Annotated in this window: 14 protein-coding genes and 2 rRNA genes; 6 read left to right on the top strand and 10 right to left on the bottom strand. The window is 67.0% G+C overall.

Annotated elements, in window-relative coordinates; genetic code table 11:
- Positions 1-77: 77 nt before the first annotated feature.
- The 3 genes from Saso_RS04380 to Saso_RS04370 form a co-directional block, all read right to left on the bottom strand.
- Positions 78-3200: ribosomal RNA gene (locus Saso_RS04380) — 23S ribosomal RNA — on the bottom strand.
- Positions 3201-3517: 317 nt separating this feature from the next.
- Positions 3518-5043 (bottom strand): 16S ribosomal RNA (locus tag Saso_RS04375).
- The 16S and 23S rRNA genes sit together here, the layout of an rRNA operon.
- A gap of 615 nt (positions 5044-5658) precedes the next feature.
- Positions 5659-6300 (bottom strand): DNA-3-methyladenine glycosylase, encoded by a 642-nt coding sequence (locus Saso_RS04370; protein WP_189927788.1) that lies wholly within the window; start codon positions 6298-6300, stop codon positions 5659-5661.
- Between the two features lie 149 nt (positions 6301-6449).
- Between Saso_RS04370 and Saso_RS04365 the strand changes: the two genes are divergently transcribed.
- From Saso_RS04365 to Saso_RS04355, 3 genes are all read left to right on the top strand, one after another.
- On the top strand, positions 6450-7232 hold the full coding sequence (locus Saso_RS04365; RefSeq protein ID WP_189927789.1) for a sporulation protein: 783 nt from the start codon (positions 6450-6452) through the stop codon (positions 7230-7232).
- A gap of 120 nt (positions 7233-7352) precedes the next feature.
- Positions 7353-7892 carry a YbhB/YbcL family Raf kinase inhibitor-like protein gene (locus tag Saso_RS04360; RefSeq protein WP_189927790.1) on the top strand — a complete coding sequence of 180 codons (540 nt, stop codon included), beginning with the start codon at positions 7353-7355 and terminating at the stop codon, positions 7890-7892.
- A gap of 197 nt (positions 7893-8089) precedes the next feature.
- Positions 8090-8596, top strand: coding sequence for an HNH endonuclease (locus tag Saso_RS04355; RefSeq protein WP_189927791.1), 507 nt, complete (start codon positions 8090-8092; stop codon positions 8594-8596).
- 130 nt (positions 8597-8726) lie between these two features.
- On the opposite strand, the gene Saso_RS04350 is transcribed toward Saso_RS04355, so the two are convergent.
- The 3 genes from Saso_RS04350 to Saso_RS04340 form a co-directional block, all read right to left on the bottom strand.
- Complete coding sequence (locus Saso_RS04350) at positions 8727-9677, bottom strand: SPFH domain-containing protein (protein WP_189927792.1); 951 nt, start codon at positions 9675-9677, stop codon at positions 8727-8729.
- Between the two features lie 142 nt (positions 9678-9819).
- On the bottom strand, positions 9820-10251 hold the full coding sequence (locus tag Saso_RS04345; RefSeq protein WP_189927793.1) for an NfeD family protein: 432 nt from the start codon (positions 10249-10251) through the stop codon (positions 9820-9822).
- 52 nt (positions 10252-10303) lie between these two features.
- Positions 10304-11101, bottom strand: a complete 798-nt coding sequence (locus Saso_RS04340; RefSeq protein ID WP_189927794.1) for an ABC transporter ATP-binding protein — start codon at positions 11099-11101, stop codon at positions 10304-10306.
- Between the two features lie 152 nt (positions 11102-11253).
- On the opposite strand from Saso_RS04340, the gene Saso_RS04335 reads away from it, so the two are divergent.
- A complete protein-coding gene (locus Saso_RS04335; RefSeq protein ID WP_189927795.1) occupies positions 11254-12036 on the top strand; it encodes a hypothetical protein in 783 nt (260 codons plus the stop codon).
- A gap of 90 nt (positions 12037-12126) precedes the next feature.
- Here Saso_RS04335 and Saso_RS04330 read toward each other — a convergent pair whose 3' ends face one another.
- From Saso_RS04330 to Saso_RS04315, 4 genes are all read right to left on the bottom strand, one after another.
- A complete protein-coding gene (locus tag Saso_RS04330; protein ID WP_189927796.1) occupies positions 12127-12366 on the bottom strand; it encodes a chaplin in 240 nt (79 codons plus the stop codon).
- Between the two features lie 192 nt (positions 12367-12558).
- The gene (locus tag Saso_RS04325; protein WP_189927797.1) at positions 12559-12804 is read right to left on the bottom strand and encodes a chaplin; all 246 of its coding nucleotides are present in this window, start codon (positions 12802-12804) and stop codon (positions 12559-12561) included.
- Between the two features lie 190 nt (positions 12805-12994).
- Entirely contained in the window at positions 12995-13636 is a 642-nt protein-coding gene (locus Saso_RS04320) for a response regulator (protein ID WP_189927798.1), read from the bottom strand.
- Entirely contained in the window at positions 13629-14807 is a 1179-nt protein-coding gene (locus Saso_RS04315; protein WP_189927799.1) for a GAF domain-containing sensor histidine kinase, read from the bottom strand. The genes Saso_RS04320 and Saso_RS04315 overlap by 8 nt, the downstream gene beginning before the upstream one ends.
- Before the next feature lie 242 nt (positions 14808-15049).
- Between Saso_RS04315 and Saso_RS04310 the strand changes: the two genes are divergently transcribed.
- On the top strand, positions 15050-15748 hold the full coding sequence (locus Saso_RS04310; RefSeq protein WP_189927800.1) for an SDR family NAD(P)-dependent oxidoreductase: 699 nt from the start codon (positions 15050-15052) through the stop codon (positions 15746-15748).
- Positions 15745-16884, top strand: a complete 1140-nt coding sequence (locus Saso_RS04305; protein WP_189927801.1) for an S-adenosylmethionine:tRNA ribosyltransferase-isomerase — start codon at positions 15745-15747, stop codon at positions 16882-16884. The genes Saso_RS04310 and Saso_RS04305 overlap by 4 nt, the downstream gene beginning before the upstream one ends.
- Positions 16885-16905: the final 21 nt, after the last annotated feature.

Raw genomic sequence — 16905 nt, 5'->3', positions numbered from 1 at the left:
GCACACTTTTTACTTGTTTCTAGCTCTAGCCGGCAACAGTCGTTGCCTCAGAACTAACACAGTGGACGCGAGCAACTGAGGACAAGCCCTCGGCCTATTAGTACCGGTCAGCTTCACCCATTACTGGGCTTCCACATCCGGCCTATCAACCCAGTCGTCTACTGGGAGCCTTAACCCCTCAAAGGGGGTGGGAATACTCATCTCGAAGCAGGCTTCCCGCTTAGATGCTTTCAGCGGTTATCCCTCCCGAACGTAGCCAACCAGCCATGCCCTTGGCAGAACAACTGGCACACCAGAGGTTCGTCCGTCCCGGTCCTCTCGTACTAGGGACAGCCCTTCTCAATATTCCTGCGCGCGCAGCGGATAGGGACCGAACTGTCTCACGACGTTCTAAACCCAGCTCGCGTACCGCTTTAATGGGCGAACAGCCCAACCCTTGGGACCGACTCCAGCCCCAGGATGCGACGAGCCGACATCGAGGTGCCAAACCATCCCGTCGATATGGACTCTTGGGGAAGATCAGCCTGTTATCCCCGGGGTACCTTTTATCCGTTGAGCGACGGCGCTTCCACAAGCCACCGCCGGATCACTAGTCCCGACTTTCGTCCCTGCTCGACCCGTCGGTCTCACAGTCAAGCTCCCTTGTGCACTTACACTCAACACCTGATTGCCAACCAGGCTGAGGGAACCTTTGGGCGCCTCCGTTACTCTTTAGGAGGCAACCGCCCCAGTTAAACTACCCATCAGACACTGTCCCTGATCCGGATCACGGACCCAGGTTAGACATCCAGCACGACCAGAGTGGTATTTCAACGACGACTCCACAACCACTGGCGTGGCCGCTTCAAAGTCTCCCACCTATCCTACACAAGCCGAACCGAACACCAATATCAAACTGTAGTAAAGGTCCCGGGGTCTTTCCGTCCTGCTGCGCGAAACGAGCATCTTTACTCGTAGTGCAATTTCACCGGGCCTATGGTTGAGACAGTCGAGAAGTCGTTACGCCATTCGTGCAGGTCGGAACTTACCCGACAAGGAATTTCGCTACCTTAGGATGGTTATAGTTACCACCGCCGTTTACTGGCGCTTAAGTTCTCAGCTTCGCCACACCGAAATGTGACTAACCGGTCCCCTTAACGTTCCAGCACCGGGCAGGCGTCAGTCCGTATACATCGCCTTACGGCTTCGCACGGACCTGTGTTTTTAGTAAACAGTCGCTTCTCGCTGGTCTCTGCGGCCACCCCCAGCTCATGGAGTAAATCCAATCACCAGTGATGGCCCCCCTTCTCCCGAAGTTACGGGGGCATTTTGCCGAGTTCCTTAACCATAGTTCACCCGAACGCCTCGGTATTCTCTACCTGACCACCTGAGTCGGTTTAGGGTACGGGCCGCCATGAAACTCGCTAGAGGCTTTTCTCGACAGCATAGGATCATCCACTTCGCCACAATCGGCTCGGCATCAGGTCTCAGACACGTGAACGGCGGATTTGCCTACCGTTCGCCCTACACCCTTACCCCGGGACAACCACCGCCCGGGATGGACTACCTTCCTGCGTCACCCCATCACTCACCTACTGCAAGTCTGGTTCGTCGGCTCCACCACTTTCCTTTCCCCGAAGGGTCCGGAACGGCTTCACGGACTTAGCATCGCCTGGTTCGATGTTTGACGCTTCACAGCGGGTACCGGAATATCAACCGGTTATCCATCGACTACGCCTGTCGGCCTCGCCTTAGGTCCCGACTTACCCTGGGCAGATCAGCTTGACCCAGGAACCCTTAGTCAATCGGCGCACACGTTTCTCACGTGTGTATCGCTACTCATGCCTGCATTCTCACTCGTGAACCGTCCACAACTACCTTCCGGTGCTGCTTCACCCGGCACACGACGCTCCCCTACCCATCACAGCCGCCGTTGGGCGTATTGCTGCAATGACACGACTTCGGCGGTACGCTTGAGCCCCGCTACATTGTCGGCGCGGAATCACTAGACCAGTGAGCTATTACGCACTCTTTCAAGGGTGGCTGCTTCTAAGCCAACCTCCTGGTTGTCTCTGCGACTCCACATCCTTTCCCACTTAGCGTACGCTTAGGGGCCTTAGTCGATGCTCTGGGCTGTTTCCCTCTCGACCATGGAGCTTATCCCCCACAGTCTCACTGCCGCGCTCTCACTTACCGGCATTCGGAGTTTGGCTAAGGTCAGTAACCCGGTAGGGCCCATCGCCTATCCAGTGCTCTACCTCCGGCAAGAAACACACGACGCTGCACCTAAATGCATTTCGGGGAGAACCAGCTATCACGGAGTTTGATTGGCCTTTCACCCCTAACCACAGGTCATCCCCCAGGTTTTCAACCCTGGTGGGTTCGGTCCTCCACGAAGTCTTACCTCCGCTTCAACCTGCCCATGGCTAGATCACTCCGCTTCGGGTCTTGAGCGTGCTACTGAATCGCCCTGTTCGGACTCGCTTTCGCTACGGCTACCCCACTCGGGTTAACCTCGCAACACACCGCAAACTCGCAGGCTCATTCTTCAAAAGGCACGCAGTCACGAGACACCAAGCAAGCTTGATGTCCGACGCTCCCACGGCTTGTAGGCACACGGTTTCAGGTACTATTTCACTCCGCTCCCGCGGTACTTTTCACCATTCCCTCACGGTACTATCCGCTATCGGTCACCAGGGAATATTTAGGCTTAGCGGGTGGTCCCGCCAGATTCACACGGGATTTCTCGGGCCCCGTGCTACTTGGGTGTCTCTCAAACGAGCCGCTGACGTTTCGACTACGGGGGTCTTACCCTCTACGCCGGACCTTTCGCATGTCCTTCGTCTACATCAACGGTTTCTGACTCGTCTCACAGCCGGCAGACTGTGAAAGAGAGATCCCACAACCCCGTACACGCAACCCCTGCCGGGTCTCACACGTATACGGTTTGGCCTCATCCGGTTTCGCTCGCCACTACTCCCGGAATCACGGTTGTTTTCTCTTCCTGCGGGTACTGAGATGTTTCACTTCCCCGCGTTCCCTCCACACTGCCTATGTGTTCAGCAGCGGGTGACAGCCCATGACGACTGCCGGGTTTCCCCATTCGGAAACCCCCGGATCAAAGCCTGGTTGACGACTCCCCGGGGACTATCGTGGCCTCCCACGTCCTTCATCGGTTCCTGGTGCCAAGGCATCCACCGTGCGCCCTTAAAAACTTGGCCACAGATGCTCGCGTCCACTGTGCAGTTCTCAAACAACGACCAGCCACCCATCACCCCGAACCCTTACGGTCCGAGTGCACTGGGGCCGGCATCAGAAGGACGAGCAACGCTCGCACCCTCAGACACCCAACAGCGTGCCCGGCACCCTTGCCGCTTCCCTCATTCGTTCCACGCCCCGAAGAGCAGTACTGGAAGGAGAAGACAGTCAAGAGTGCCGAATAATCAACGTTCCACCCATGAGCAACCAGCATCGAACATTCGCCGATGTACTGGCCTCTGACCTCACCCTGAAGGGATCGGTAAGAAGTGCTCCTTAGAAAGGAGGTGATCCAGCCGCACCTTCCGGTACGGCTACCTTGTTACGACTTCGTCCCAATCGCCAGTCCCACCTTCGACAGCTCCCTCCCACAAGGGGTTGGGCCACCGGCTTCGGGTGTTACCGACTTTCGTGACGTGACGGGCGGTGTGTACAAGGCCCGGGAACGTATTCACCGCAGCAATGCTGATCTGCGATTACTAGCAACTCCGACTTCATGGGGTCGAGTTGCAGACCCCAATCCGAACTGAGACCGGCTTTTTGAGATTCGCTCCACCTCACGGTTTCGCAGCTCTTTGTACCGGCCATTGTAGCACGTGTGCAGCCCAAGACATAAGGGGCATGATGACTTGACGTCGTCCCCACCTTCCTCCGAGTTGACCCCGGCAGTCTCCTGTGAGTCCCCATCACCCTGAAGGGCATGCTGGCAACACAGAACAAGGGTTGCGCTCGTTGCGGGACTTAACCCAACATCTCACGACACGAGCTGACGACAGCCATGCACCACCTGTACACCGACCACAAGGGGGGCACTATCTCTAATGCTTTCCGGTGTATGTCAAGCCTTGGTAAGGTTCTTCGCGTTGCGTCGAATTAAGCCACATGCTCCGCTGCTTGTGCGGGCCCCCGTCAATTCCTTTGAGTTTTAGCCTTGCGGCCGTACTCCCCAGGCGGGGAACTTAATGCGTTAGCTGCGGCACCGACGACGTGGAATGTCGCCAACACCTAGTTCCCACCGTTTACGGCGTGGACTACCAGGGTATCTAATCCTGTTCGCTCCCCACGCTTTCGCTCCTCAGCGTCAGTAATGGCCCAGAGATCCGCCTTCGCCACCGGTGTTCCTCCTGATATCTGCGCATTTCACCGCTACACCAGGAATTCCGATCTCCCCTACCACACTCTAGTCTGCCCGTATCGAATGCAGACCCGGGGTTAAGCCCCGGGCTTTCACATCCGACGCGACAGACCGCCTACGAGCTCTTTACGCCCAATAATTCCGGACAACGCTTGCGCCCTACGTATTACCGCGGCTGCTGGCACGTAGTTAGCCGGCGCTTCTTCTGCAGGTACCGTCACTTTCGCTTCTTCCCTGCTGAAAGAGGTTTACAACCCGAAGGCCGTCATCCCTCACGCGGCGTCGCTGCATCAGGCTTTCGCCCATTGTGCAATATTCCCCACTGCTGCCTCCCGTAGGAGTCTGGGCCGTGTCTCAGTCCCAGTGTGGCCGGTCGCCCTCTCAGGCCGGCTACCCGTCGTCGCCTTGGTGAGCCATTACCTCACCAACAAGCTGATAGGCCGCGGGCTCATCCTTCACCGCCGGAGCTTTCGACCCCCACCCATGCGAGTGGAAGTGATATCCGGTATTAGACCCCGTTTCCAGGGCTTGTCCCAGAGTGAAGGGCAGATTGCCCACGTGTTACTCACCCGTTCGCCACTAATCCCCACCGAAGTGGTTCATCGTTCGACTTGCATGTGTTAAGCACGCCGCCAGCGTTCGTCCTGAGCCAGGATCAAACTCTCCGTGAATGTTTACCGGTAATCCGGTGCACACACACGAGAGCGGAACAGCCAGGCGGAATAAGCCCGGCCGTTCACAGCGTCCTCGCTGTGTTTATTTCAAAGGAACCTCATCCTCGGCTATCACTGCCGGGGACGGGGTATCAACATATCTGGCGTTGATTTTTGGCACGCTGTTGAGTTCTCAAGGAACGGACGCTTCCTTTGTACTCACCCGAACTTCTTCGGGCTTTCCTCCGGGCGCTTCCCTTCGGTCTTGCGTTTCCGACTCTATCAGATCTTTTCTCGACCCGATTTCCTCGGTGCTTTTCAGGTTCCCGCTTTCGCGGTTTCCTTTCCGGCGGTTCCGACTCTATCAGATCCTTTCGGGCCTGATTCCCTGTCGGCGGGATTGTCTTGGGCTTGGGGCTTTCGCCTGTCGGCCTTTCGACATTCACTACGTTAGCCGATTCCCTCGGCAGCTCATAATCGAGTGACATCGGGTTGAATTCAGGCATGCGGGCATGCCGAATTTGCTCCCGCTGAGGGATGTCGTAGGTAGTGGGTTGGCCACTTCCGGCTGCAGGCGATCGCCGTACCCGGTTCAAGCGGCTCGGGCTACGTTACGCGCCGGCCAACACCGAGTCAACTTCGGCGGCGCCTCGGGACGTGGGCCCGATAGGGGCTCACCGTCGGGTCGTCGGCGACCCAGTAGCGCCACGGGTGAACGGCTCCGTCACCGGAGACTCCCGTGCGGGGGCCGTTGCGTACCAGGTCGGACGAGACCGGGGTCCCCGTCAGCATCCTCAGAGGGGCGTCGCCCGCGGCGCACGCGTCGGCGCCGTCGAGGGTGCGGTCCACGTCCAGGGCGGTGGCCAGGCGGGCGGGCCCTTTGGCCAGTTCTTTGTCGTTCCGGGCCGAGAGTCGACGTTTGCGAGCCCGATCGGCGCCCTCGACGATCTCCCCGGCGCGGAGCAGGACACCGCTCGCCGTGCCCCGCGGGCCGCAGACGAGGTTCATGCAGTGCCACATGCCGTAGGTGAAGTAGACGTACACGTGTCCGGGCGGACCGAACATCACTTCGTTGCGGGCCGTGGGACCACGGTAGGCGTGGGAGCCGGGGTCGTTCGGGCCGTCGTAGGCCTCGACCTCCGTGAGACGCAGGGTGATCGGACCGTCGGGGGTCGTACGGACGAGGAGACGGCCGAGCAGGTCCTGGGCCACCTCCAGCACAGGGCGGTCGAAGAAGGTCCTGGGCAGGGGCGTACGGTCGGGGGTCGCGATCATGCCCTCCGAGCGTAGTGCAGACGCGTAAGTGCGTCGGGGTGGTCAGCGGGCATCCGGCTTGCGAGGGTGTGCAGCGGAACCGGTCACGCCGGGATCGCGTATGTAGGGGTCGAGGGATCCCGTCAGTAGAAGGTCGTAGAGGGAGAGACATGGCGTTCAAGAAGCTGCTCGCGAGTCTGGGGGCCGGCGGGGCTTCGGTCGAGACGGTGCTGACCGAGGTCAACGTCGTCCCGGGTGGTGTCGTCCAGGGTGAGGTGCGGATCCAGGGCGGGTCCGTCAACCAGCAGATCGAGGGGCTGTCGGTCGGGCTTCAGGCCAAGGTCGAGGTCGAGAGCGGCGACCAGGAGTACAAGCAGGACATCGAGTTCACGAAGCTGCGGCTCGGGGGCGCCTTCGAGCTCCAGGCCGGTGCCGTGCACGCCGTGCCGTTCGGGCTCGAGATCCCCTGGGAGACGCCGGTCACGACGATCGACGGCCAGACGCTGCGCGGCATGCACATCGGTGTGACCACGGAGCTGGAGATCGCCCGCGCCGTCGACTCCGGTGACCTGGACCCCGTCAACGTGCACCCGCTGCCGGCGCAGAAGGCCATCCTGGACGCCTTCATCCAGCTGGGCTTCCGCTTCAAGAGCGCGGACCTGGAGCGCGGGCACATCCGCGGCACGCGGCAGAAGCTGCCCTTCTACCAGGAGATCGAGTTCTACCCGCCGTCGCAGTACCGGGGTCTGAACCAGGTCGAGCTGACCTTCGTGGCCGACGAGCACACGATGGACGTCGTCCTGGAGATGGACAAGAAGCCGGGCCTGTTCAGCGAGGGCAGCGACACCTTCCGCTCGTTCCAGGTGGGCCTGAACGACTACCGGGGAACCGACTGGGCGGCGTACCTCAACCAGTGGCTGTCCGAGGTCGGCAGCAAGCGCAACTGGTTCTGAGCCGCGGAGAGGGCCCGGAGTGCCGTACGGCGTTCCGGGCCCTCCGTGCTGTCTCGCGCCGGGCGTGAAGGTCGTAGGCTCCGAAGGGAGTGCCTTTCCGATCTAGCAGGAGGTGTCGAGGTGACCGAGCTGAAGAGGCGGCCGCTGCCCCACGATTTCCATCCGCCGGTGCCGTCGTTCACGGTCACGAGCCAGGACGTGCGGGAGGGGGCGACCCTCGGCGAGGCCCAGGTGCACGCCGCGGGGAACACCTCTCCGCAGCTGCGGTGGGAAGGATTCCCGTCCGGGACCAAGAGTTTCGCCGTGACCTGCTACGACCCCGACGCTCCGACGGGCAGCGGTTTCTGGCACTGGGTCCTGTTCGACATCCCGGCCTCGGTGACCGAGCTGCCGGCGGGGGCGGGCAGCGGCACGTTCGAGGGGCTGCCGGAGGGCGCCGTGCAGGCGCGCAACGACTACGGCGACAAGGAGTTCGGCGGGGCCGCTCCGCCGCCCGGGGACGGGCCGCACCGGTACGTCTTCACGGTGTACGCGGTGGACCAGGAGAAGCTCGGACCGGACTCCGACGCCTCCCCCGCGGTCGTCGGTTTCAACCTGCGGTTCCACACCGTCGGCCGTGCGCAGCTGATCGGTGAGTACGAAGTTCCGCAAGAAGGATGAGTCAGCTCATCGTTCATTGAACGTTTGCCCGCCTCTGGTCTTGGAAGTGATCAGAGGCGGGCATTTTTGTTGCCGGGGGTCGCGGGGGTCACCTCCCGTGGAGCAGCAGATATTGCGTTGTCCATCTCGGCGTGCCCGGCCAGAGTTGACCCCAGCCCGCCAGGGGGTGGGCCGGTGCACACAGGAGGTGGGCTGGTATGCGGGACACGCTGGTACTGAACGCGAGCTTCGAGCCGCTGTCGACGGTGACGTTGAACCGAGCCGTCGTTCTGGTGCTCCAGGACAAGGCCGTCGTCGAGCAGGCCCACCCCGAACTGCGGATGCGCGGAGCCGAGGTCGACATCCCGGCGCCCCGCGTGATCAGGCTGTGCAGGTACGTACGCGTACCGTTCCGAAGACAAGCTCCGTGGTCGAGGCGGGGTGTGCTGATCAGGGACCGTCACCGGTGCGCGTACTGCGGCCGCCGGGCGACGACCGTGGACCACGTGGTGCCGCGGGCGCAGGGAGGCCAGGACGTGTGGCTGAACACCGTCGCCTCGTGCGCCGAGGACAATCACCGCAAGGCGGACCGTACTCCGGAGCAGGCGCAGATGCCGTTGCTGCGGCAGCCGTTCGAGCCGACGCCCGCTGACGCGATGCTGCTGGCCCTGGGCCAGGACAACTTCGACGCCCTGCCGGACTGGCTGGCCGGAGAGGCCGCGTAGCGCTCCGCGCGTGCGGACCGGTTCTCCGTCCGCGTGAGGTCACGGCTTCCGGCCGCGGGTCCGCCGTGGTTGATCGCGCAGTTCCCCGCGCCCCTGGGTGGGTGCGGGGAACATGTGCGGAGCCGCCGGGTCAGTCGATCGACGGCTTCTCGCGGCGTTCGGTGCCGCCGCCGTTGCCGGAGTTCCCGGCGCCCGGACCTCCGCCGAACGAGCCGAAGTTGCCCATCGCGCCGGACAACCCCTTGAGGGCGTCGCCGATTTCGCTCGGGACGATCCAGAGCTTGTTGGCGTCGCCTTCGGCGATCTTGGGGAGCATCTGGAGGTACTGGTAGGACAGCAGTTTCTGGTCGGGGTCTCCGGCGTGGATGGCCTCGAAGACCGTGCGCACGGCCTGCGCCTCACCCTCGGCCCGCAGGGCGGCCGCCTTGGCCTCACCCTCGGCGCGCAGGATCTGGGACTGCTTCTCGCCCTCCGCGGTGAGGATGGCGGCCTGGCGCGTACCTTCGGCGGTGAGGATCGCGGCGCGCTTGTCACGGTCGGCGCGCATCTGCTTCTCCATCGAGTCCTGGATGGAGGTGGGCGGTTCGATGGCCTTCAGTTCCACGCGGTTGACGCGGATGCCCCACTTGCCGGTCGCCTCGTCGAGGACTCCGCGCAGCGCCGCGTTGATCTCCTCGCGGGAGGTCAGGGTCCGTTCGAGGTCCATGCCGCCGATGATGTTGCGCAGGGTGGTGACGGTGAGCTGCTCGATCGCCTGGATGTAGCTGGCGACTTCGTAGGTCGCGGCCCGGGCGTCGGTCACCTGGTAGTAGATGACCGTGTCGATGTTCACGACCAGGTTGTCCTGGGTGATCACCGGCTGCGGCGGGAACGGGACGACCTGTTCGCGCAGGTCGATGCGGTTGCGGATGGTGTCTATGAACGGGACGACGATGTTGAGGCCCGCGTTGAGCGTCCGCGTGTAGCGGCCGAAGCGCTCGACGATGGCGGCGCTCGCCTGCGGGATGACTTGGATCGTCTTGATCAGGGCGATGAAGACCAACACCACCAGAATGACCAGGACGATGATGACCGGTTCCATCGCGGCTCCCCGTACCTTTCTCCGCCTCGGCGCTTTCGGAAGATCTTATGTCTGTTGAAGATCTTGCTGGTCGAGTGTGACAGACCGTCGTGGGGCTCGGCAGGTGTTCTGTTCACTTGCGTGGTGCGGGAGTTGTACAAGGTCAGATGACGATCGCCGTGGCCCCCTCGATGTCCACGACGTCGACCTCCTGTCCGACGTCGTAGGCGCGGTCGGTGTCGAGGGCGCGTGCCGACCACACCTCTCCGGCGAGCTTGATGCGGCCGCCCGAGCCGTCGACGCGTTCCAGCACGACGGCCTGCTTGCCCTTCAAGGCGTCGATGCCGGTGGCGAGTCGGGGGCTCTGCTTGCCGTGCCGGTTCGCGATCGGGCGTACGACGGCGATCAGGGCGACGGAGACGACGATGAAGACGAGTACCTGGGCTACGGCTCCGACGCCGAAGCCGGCCGCGACGGCGGCGGCGACCGCGCCGGCCGCGAGCATGCCGAACTCGGGCATCGCGGTCACCACGAGTGGGATACCGAGCGCCGCGGCGCCGACGAGCCACCACACCCATGCGTCGATGTCGTTCACACCGTCATGGTAGGGCCGCGCCTGCTGCCGGGACAGGGCGCACGGGGAGCGGTCAGGACATCGGCAGGCCCTGTGCCGTCCAGCGGTCGCCGACCTGTTCCACGACGAGCGGGAGTCCGAAGCAGAGGGAGAGGTTGCGGGAGGTGAGTTCGAGTTCGACCGGGCCGGCGGCGAGGACCTTGCCCTGACGGATCATGAGGACGTGGGTGAAGCCGGGGGCGATCTCCTCGACATGGTGCGTCACCATGATCATGGAGGGGGCGATGGGGTCGCGGGCGAGACGGCCGAGGCGGCGGACGAGGTCCTCGCGGCCGCCGAGGTCGAGGCCGGCGGCGGGCTCGTCCAGGAGGAGGAGCTCGGGGTCGGTCATCAGGGCGCGCGCGATGAGGGTGCGCTTGCGCTCGCCCTCGGACAGGGTGCCGAACCTGCGGTCGAGGTAGTCGCTCATGCCGAGGCGGTCGAGGAAGGCGCGGGCGCGCTGCTCGTCGATGTCCTCGTACTCCTCCTGCCAGCCGGCCGTCATGCCGTAGGCGGCGGTCAGCACGGTCTGAAGGACGGTCTGGCGCTTGGGGAGCTTGTCCGCGAGGGCGATGCCGGCCATGCCGACGCGCGGGCGCAGCTCGAAGACGTCCGTGCCGGGGCTGCCGAGGGTCTCGCCGAGGATGGAGACGGTGCCCGAGCTGGGGAAGAGGTAGGTGGAGGCGATGTTCAGGAGGGTCGTCTTGCCGGCCCCGTTGGGACCGAGGATGACCCAGCGCTCGCCCTCCTTGACCGACCAGGAGACCTGGTCCACCAGAGCCCGGCCCTCGCGGACCACGGATACGTCCTGAAGCTCCAGAACATCGCTCATGAGCGCGTTGTCTCCCCTTGCAGTGTGGCCGGTCGGTGTCACGGGCGCCGGTGGCTCGGACCGCCGCGCGTGGGTGGGCGCGGCCTCTGCGGGAAAATCTACGCCACCGCTCGGGCGGCCCGTTCCATCGGTCCGGTCCTTAGGGTGGGGGCATGCTCTCGGAACCGCGCTCTGGTCGCCTCGCCGCTTGGGGAAATGCCCTGTTGGCCGGATTTGTCTCGCCGGACGACGCCGTGATCGCCATCGTCGGCGAGGACGCCGTCCACCGGGTGGAGGGGTTGCCCGGCGAGGCGGCGCCCGTCGGGCTCACCCTCGCGCTGGGCCGGCTGCGGACGCTCGGGGTGCGCGGGCTGAGGGTGGCGCTGCCCGCGCCGGGGCATCCGCTGGGGCTGAGCGGGCCGCCGGACTTCAACAAGCGGGCGCTGGAGGCGGAGGAGGCCGTGGTCTGTCACGGCGCCGGCTACGGGCTGGTGCCCGAGGTGTACGAGGCCGGGCCCGACGGCGACGTACACGTCGAGGTCGTGTGGCACTGCCTGCCGGTGCGCGAGGCGCCGCCGGCCGACGTGCCGTCGCTGGGCGAGGCGGAACGGGAGCTGGCGGAGGCGCTGCGGGACGCCACGGCGGTGCTGTCGCGGCTGGACCTGGCGGGTTCGGGGCCGGTGGCGGAGGCGGCGATCGACGCGTACCGGGCCCGTGCGGAGCGGGGGCGGGAGGTGCTGGCGCCGGGGTATCCGCCCCGGGCGGTGCGGGTGCTGGAGCTGGCGCAGCGGGTGGGGCTGCTGGTGTCGCTCGCCGAGGAGAACGGTCCCGGGGGTGCGGTGAGTTCCGCCGAGATGGCGGCGCGCGCGGAGGCGTTGCGGCCCGTGGAGCGGACGGGGCGGCGGGCGCTGGTCGCCGTGTACAACTCCGTGGTGGAGGAGCGGGAGAGCCGCTGAGCGCGGTGTCCGGCCGGCTCTTCGCCGGTCGCGCCGAGGGGCCCGCGCGTCGTCGTCGACGCGCGGGCCCCTCGGTGTGCCGCTGTGAACTCAGTCGTTGACGCAGGTGTTGCCGAACGCCGGGTTCAGCAGACCGATCACGTTGATCGTGTTGCCGCAGAGGTTGACCGGGACGTGCACCGGGATCTGGACGACGTTGCCCGAGACGACGCCCGGCGACTTCACGGCCGCGCCTTCCGCACCGGCGTCGGCGAAAGCGGCACCGGCCGAGGCGCCCGCGGCGATACCGGCGACACTGAGGGCCACGGCGGCCTTCTTGGCGATGTTCATGGGAAGTGTTCCTCCTGCTGTTGCGTGTCCGACCCGGCCGCGGGTCGTGCGCTGCCCAACGCGGCAGTGCCCGGGAACGGTGCGGGGGGTGCCGGGAAGACACCTCGTTCGGATCATTGGGGCGACAAACAGACCGGCCTCCCCGGTGGGGGCCGAGGGAGACCGGCGCTCATCGCGGGCGGGCACCGGACCTCAGTGGTTGAGGCCCAGGTTGCCGAAGGCCGGGTTCAGGACGCCGATGACGTTGACGCTGTTGCCGACGACGTTGACCGGGACGTCCACCGGGGCCTGGACGAGGTTGCCCGAGACGACGCCCGGGGAGCCCTTGGCCTCGCCGAGGGCGGTGGCACCGTCGGCGGCGGAGGCCATGCCGGCACCCGCCGCCATCAGCCCGCCGGCCACCATCGTCACGGCCGCGGCCTTCTTCAGGTTCTTCACTTCTGAGCCTCTCCTGGCGACTGCCGCGGCAGTCGCCGCGGCACGCACTGGAGAACGGTGCGCGGCCGGGAAGGATGCGCCATCCGGGGGACATTCCCACGACGGTATGAATCTCGGATCGGAAGTTAACCTTCCGCGTCCTCCCGGCGGAGCGCCCCCGGACGCCCCGGGGGGTGCGCCGGGGCGTGTCTCAGCGGGTCACTCCATGGCGCACGGCCCACAGGGCGGCCTGGGTGCGGTCCGCGAGGTCGAGCTTCATCAGGATGTTCGACACGTGCGTCTTGACGGTCTTCTCGGAGAGCACCAGGGCCCGGGCGATCTCGCGGTTGGAGCGGCCGTCCGCTATCAGGCCGAGCACCTCGCGCTCGCGTTCCGTGAGCGTGCCGCCCCTGCCCTGCCCCGTGCCGCCCTCCTCCTGGGAGAGCAGAGCGACGGCGACCTCCGGCTGGAGCAGGATGTGCCCGGCGTGGACCGAGCGGATGGCGCCGGCGAGGGCGTCGGGGTCCACGTCCTTGTAGACGTATCCGGCGGCGCCCGCGCGCAGGGCCGGGACGACCGTGCGCTGCTCGGTGAAGCTGGTGACGATCAGCACGCGCGCGGGGTTGTCCAGTTCCCGGAGCTTGCGCAGGGCCTCGACGCCGTCCATGCCGGGCATCTTGACGTCCATCAGGACGACGTCGGGCTTCAGCTCCTCGGCGAGGGCGACTCCCTCGGCGCCCTCCGCGGCCTCGCCGACGACCTCGATGTCGTCCTGCACCTCCAGGAAGGTGCGCAGGCCCCGGCGGACGACCTGGTGGTCGTCGACGAGCAGCACCTTGATTGCGTCAGCCACCGGGAGCCTCCATCTCGATCGTGGTGCCCTTGCCGGGCTCCGATTGCACCGTGAGCGTGCCGCCGACCCCGCTCGCCCGGTCCCGCATCGAGACCAGGCCGAGGTGCCGGCCGGCGCGGCGGACCGTCGTCGGGTCGAAGCCGCAGCCGTCGTCGGTGACCCGCAGGAACGCGCCCGGGCCGCGGCGGCCGAGGGTCACCTCGACGTGCTCCGCGCCGGAGTGGCGCAGCGCGTTGTGCAGGGCCTCCTGCGCGACCCGCAGCAGGGCCTCCTCCTGGGCGGCGGGCAGCGCGCGGACGCCCCTGCACGCGAAGGTCACGCGCGCGGTGTGGGCGCGGTCGAGGACCTGGACGTGGGTGCGCAGGGTGGCCACGAGGCCGTCCTCGTCGAGGGCGGCGGGGCGCAGCTCCACCACGGCGGCGCGCAGTTCGTCGGCGGCCTCGGCGGCGAGCGCGGCGACCTGCTGGAGTTCGTCCTTGGCGCGCGGCGGGTCGCGGTCGACGAGGGCGGCGGCTGCCTGGGCGGTCAGGCGCAGGGAGAACAGCTTCTGGCTGACCGCGTCGTGCAGTTCGTGGGCCAGCCGGGAGCGTTCCTCGGCGATCGTCAGTTCGCGGCTGCGCTCGTACAGGCGGGCGTTGGTGAGCGCGATCGCGGCATGCTGGGCGAGGATCGCGAGCAGTTCCTCGTCGTCCTCGGTGAAGCCGCAGTCCCCCCGGTGCCCGGTGTCCGGGGCGGGCGGGCGGTCTTCCCGCGCGGGACGCAGCTTGTTGGCCAGGAAGAGGGCCGCGATGACCTCGTCGCCGTCGCGTACGGGTACGCCGAGGAAGTCGGACATCTCGGGGTGGGCGGAGGGCCAGCCCTCGAAGCGGGGGTCCTCGCGCACGTCGGCGAGGCGCTCGAAGCGGGCCTCCTGGAGCATCGCCGCGAGGATCCCGTGCTGGCGGGGCAGGGGGCCGATCGCCTTCCACTGCTCGTCGCTGACGCCGTCGACGACGAACTGGGCGAAGCCGCCGTGGTCGTCGGGGACGCCGAGGGCGGCGTACTGGGCGTCGAGCAGCTCGCGGGCGGAGGCGACGATCGTCTTGAGGACGTCGCGGACCTCGAGGTGCCTGCTCATGGCCAGCAGCGCGGTGCTCACCGCGGCGAGGCCGGACCGGGGGCCTTGACTCATTCCCTCACGGTACCGGCGGGGTGTGACAGCGCGGATCGGACCTGTGACGGCCCCGGACCGGGTCGCAGGACCTAGGCCGGAGGTCCCCCGTACCGCGGCCTACGGCGAAGGGACCGGGTGCCGCGGTCTACGACGAAGGGCCCCGTCGGTCTGCGTCCCGCGTCCGAGGCGGGGGCCCGCGAGCCGTTCCTACGTTGGGATCACCGCCGGACGCAGGCGGACGGGACGAGGGGACGGTTGTCATGCCGGTAGCGATCATCACGGGGGCCTCGAAGGGGCTGGGCCGGGCCCTGGCCCGGGCACTCGCGGCACGGGGCTGGGATCTGGTGCTCGGCGCCAGGACCGAGGCGGTGCTGAAGGAGGCGGCGGTGGCCGCGGCGGCGTACGGGACCCGGGTGGAGACCCGGGCGGGGGACGTCGCGGACGCGGCGCACCGGGCGGCGCTGGTGGCGGCCGCCCAAGGACTCGGGGGCTGCGATCTGCTGGTGAACAACGCGAGCGCGCTGGGCGCGGAGCCGCTGGTGCGGCTGGCCGAGCTGCCCCTGGACGGGCTGCGGCGGGCGCTCGAGGTGAACGTCGTGGCGCCGCTGGGGCTGGTCCGGGAGGCGCTGCCGCTGCTGCGCGCGGCGCGGGCCGGGACGGTGATCACCGTCAGTTCGGACGCGGCGGCCGAGGCCTATGGGACGTGGGGCGGGTACGGCGCGTCCAAGGCGGCCCTGGACCATCTGGCGGCGGTGCTCGGCGTGGAGGAGCCCGGTCTGCGGGTGTGGGCCGTGGACCCGGGGGACATGGCCACGGACCTGTACGCGGCGGCCGTTCCGGACGACCGTGATCCGCGGCCCGATCCGGACGAGGTGGCGCCGGCGTTCCTGCGGCTGCTGGACGAGCGTCCGGCGAGCGGGCGGTACGCGGCTCCGGCGCTGCTGGAGGGACGGCGATGACGCTCACCGTGGGAGCGGCGCGGCACGGGTCCGGCCGAGGACGGCGCGAGGTGCCCGGGGAGCTGTCGGCGCGGGTGCCGGCCGAGCAGCGCGGGCCCGGGCGGGGCCGTGATGACGTGCGGCTGCTGGTGTCGCGGGGGACGGAGGCGGCGCATCACGCGTTCCGGGAGCTGCCGGGGCTGCTGCGGGCCGGGGACCTGCTCGTGGTCAACACCTCGCCGACGCTGGCGGCGGCCGTGGACGGGCGGATCGGGTCCACGCGCGTGGTGGTGCACTTCTCCACGCGCGGTGACGACGGGCGGTGGGCGGTGGAGCTGCGTGATCCGGACGGCAGGGGCACCACGCGCGCGCGTGCGGGCGGACCCGCGGGGACCGAGGTGCGGCTGGCGGGGGGTGCGCGGCTGACGGCGCAGGAGCCGCTGAGTCCCGGGAGCGGGCGGCTGTGGTGGGCGCGGGTCTCCCCCGCCGGCGCCGTGCCGGGTCTGCTGCGGGAGCACGGGCGGCCGATCCGTTACTCCTACACCGAGCGGGACCAGCCGCTGTCCGTCTATCAGACGGTGTTCGCGCTGCCGTCGCCCGACGGGTCGGGCAGTGCGGAGATGCCGAGTGCGGCGCGGCCCTTCACGGCGGGGCTCGTGGCGGAGCTGGCCGGCCGCGGGGTGCTGTTCGCACCGGTCATCCTGCACACCGGGGTGGCCTCGGCGGAGGTGCACGAGCCGCCGTATCCGGAACGGTTCGTGGTGCCGCGGGCGTCGGCCCGGCTGATCAACGACGTGCGGGGCGGTGCGGGGAGGCCGGCGGCCGGGCGGGTGATCGCGGTGGGGACGACCGCCGTGCGGGCCGTGGAGTCGGCCGCCGGGGCGGACGGGGTCGTACGCGCGCGTGCGGGCTGGACGGATCTCGTCGTCACTCCCGCGCGCGGGGTGCGGGTGGTGGACGGGCTGCTGACCGGGCTGCACGAGCCGGAGGCCTCGCATCTGCTGATGCTGGAGGCGGTGGCGGGGCGGGCCGCGGTCGACCGGGGTTACGAGGCGGCGCTGGACGGGCGTTACCTGTGGCACGAGTTCGGGGACGTGCACCTGCTCCTGCCGGAGGAGCGTGCTGACGCAGAGCATTGCTCGGGCAACCAGCAGTGAGAACGAAGCGGGCCCCGTGTG

The sequence above is a fragment of the Streptomyces asoensis genome (assembly GCF_016860545.1).
GTDB classification, from domain to species: Bacteria; Actinomycetota; Actinomycetes; order Streptomycetales; family Streptomycetaceae; genus Streptomyces; species Streptomyces asoensis.
The sequence above is the reverse complement of the archived record's forward strand: the minus strand, read 5'-3'. Positions and strand labels throughout refer to the sequence as shown.

What these genes read in the sequence shown, in the direction of transcription:
- Saso_RS04305 (WP_189927801.1), top strand. Translation starts at nt 15,745, where the DNA reads ATGACGCTCACCGTGGGAGCGGCGCGGCACGGGTCCGGCCGAGGACGG.
- Saso_RS04310 (WP_189927800.1), top strand. Translation starts at nt 15,050, where the DNA reads ATGCCGGTAGCGATCATCACGGGGGCCTCGAAGGGGCTGGGCCGGGCC.
- Saso_RS04340 (WP_189927794.1), bottom strand. Translation starts at nt 11,101, where the DNA reads ATGAGCGATGTTCTGGAGCTTCAGGACGTATCCGTGGTCCGCGAGGGC.
- Saso_RS04330 (WP_189927796.1), bottom strand. Translation starts at nt 12,366, where the DNA reads ATGAACATCGCCAAGAAGGCCGCCGTGGCCCTCAGTGTCGCCGGTATC.
- Saso_RS04315 (WP_189927799.1), bottom strand. Translation starts at nt 14,807, where the DNA reads ATGAGTCAAGGCCCCCGGTCCGGCCTCGCCGCGGTGAGCACCGCGCTG.
- Saso_RS04355 (WP_189927791.1), top strand. Translation starts at nt 8,090, where the DNA reads ATGCGGGACACGCTGGTACTGAACGCGAGCTTCGAGCCGCTGTCGACG.
- Saso_RS04365 (WP_189927789.1), top strand. Translation starts at nt 6,450, where the DNA reads ATGGCGTTCAAGAAGCTGCTCGCGAGTCTGGGGGCCGGCGGGGCTTCG.
- Saso_RS04335 (WP_189927795.1), top strand. Translation starts at nt 11,254, where the DNA reads ATGCTCTCGGAACCGCGCTCTGGTCGCCTCGCCGCTTGGGGAAATGCC.
- Saso_RS04350 (WP_189927792.1), bottom strand. Translation starts at nt 9,677, where the DNA reads ATGGAACCGGTCATCATCGTCCTGGTCATTCTGGTGGTGTTGGTCTTC.
- Saso_RS04370 (WP_189927788.1), bottom strand. Translation starts at nt 6,300, where the DNA reads ATGATCGCGACCCCCGACCGTACGCCCCTGCCCAGGACCTTCTTCGAC.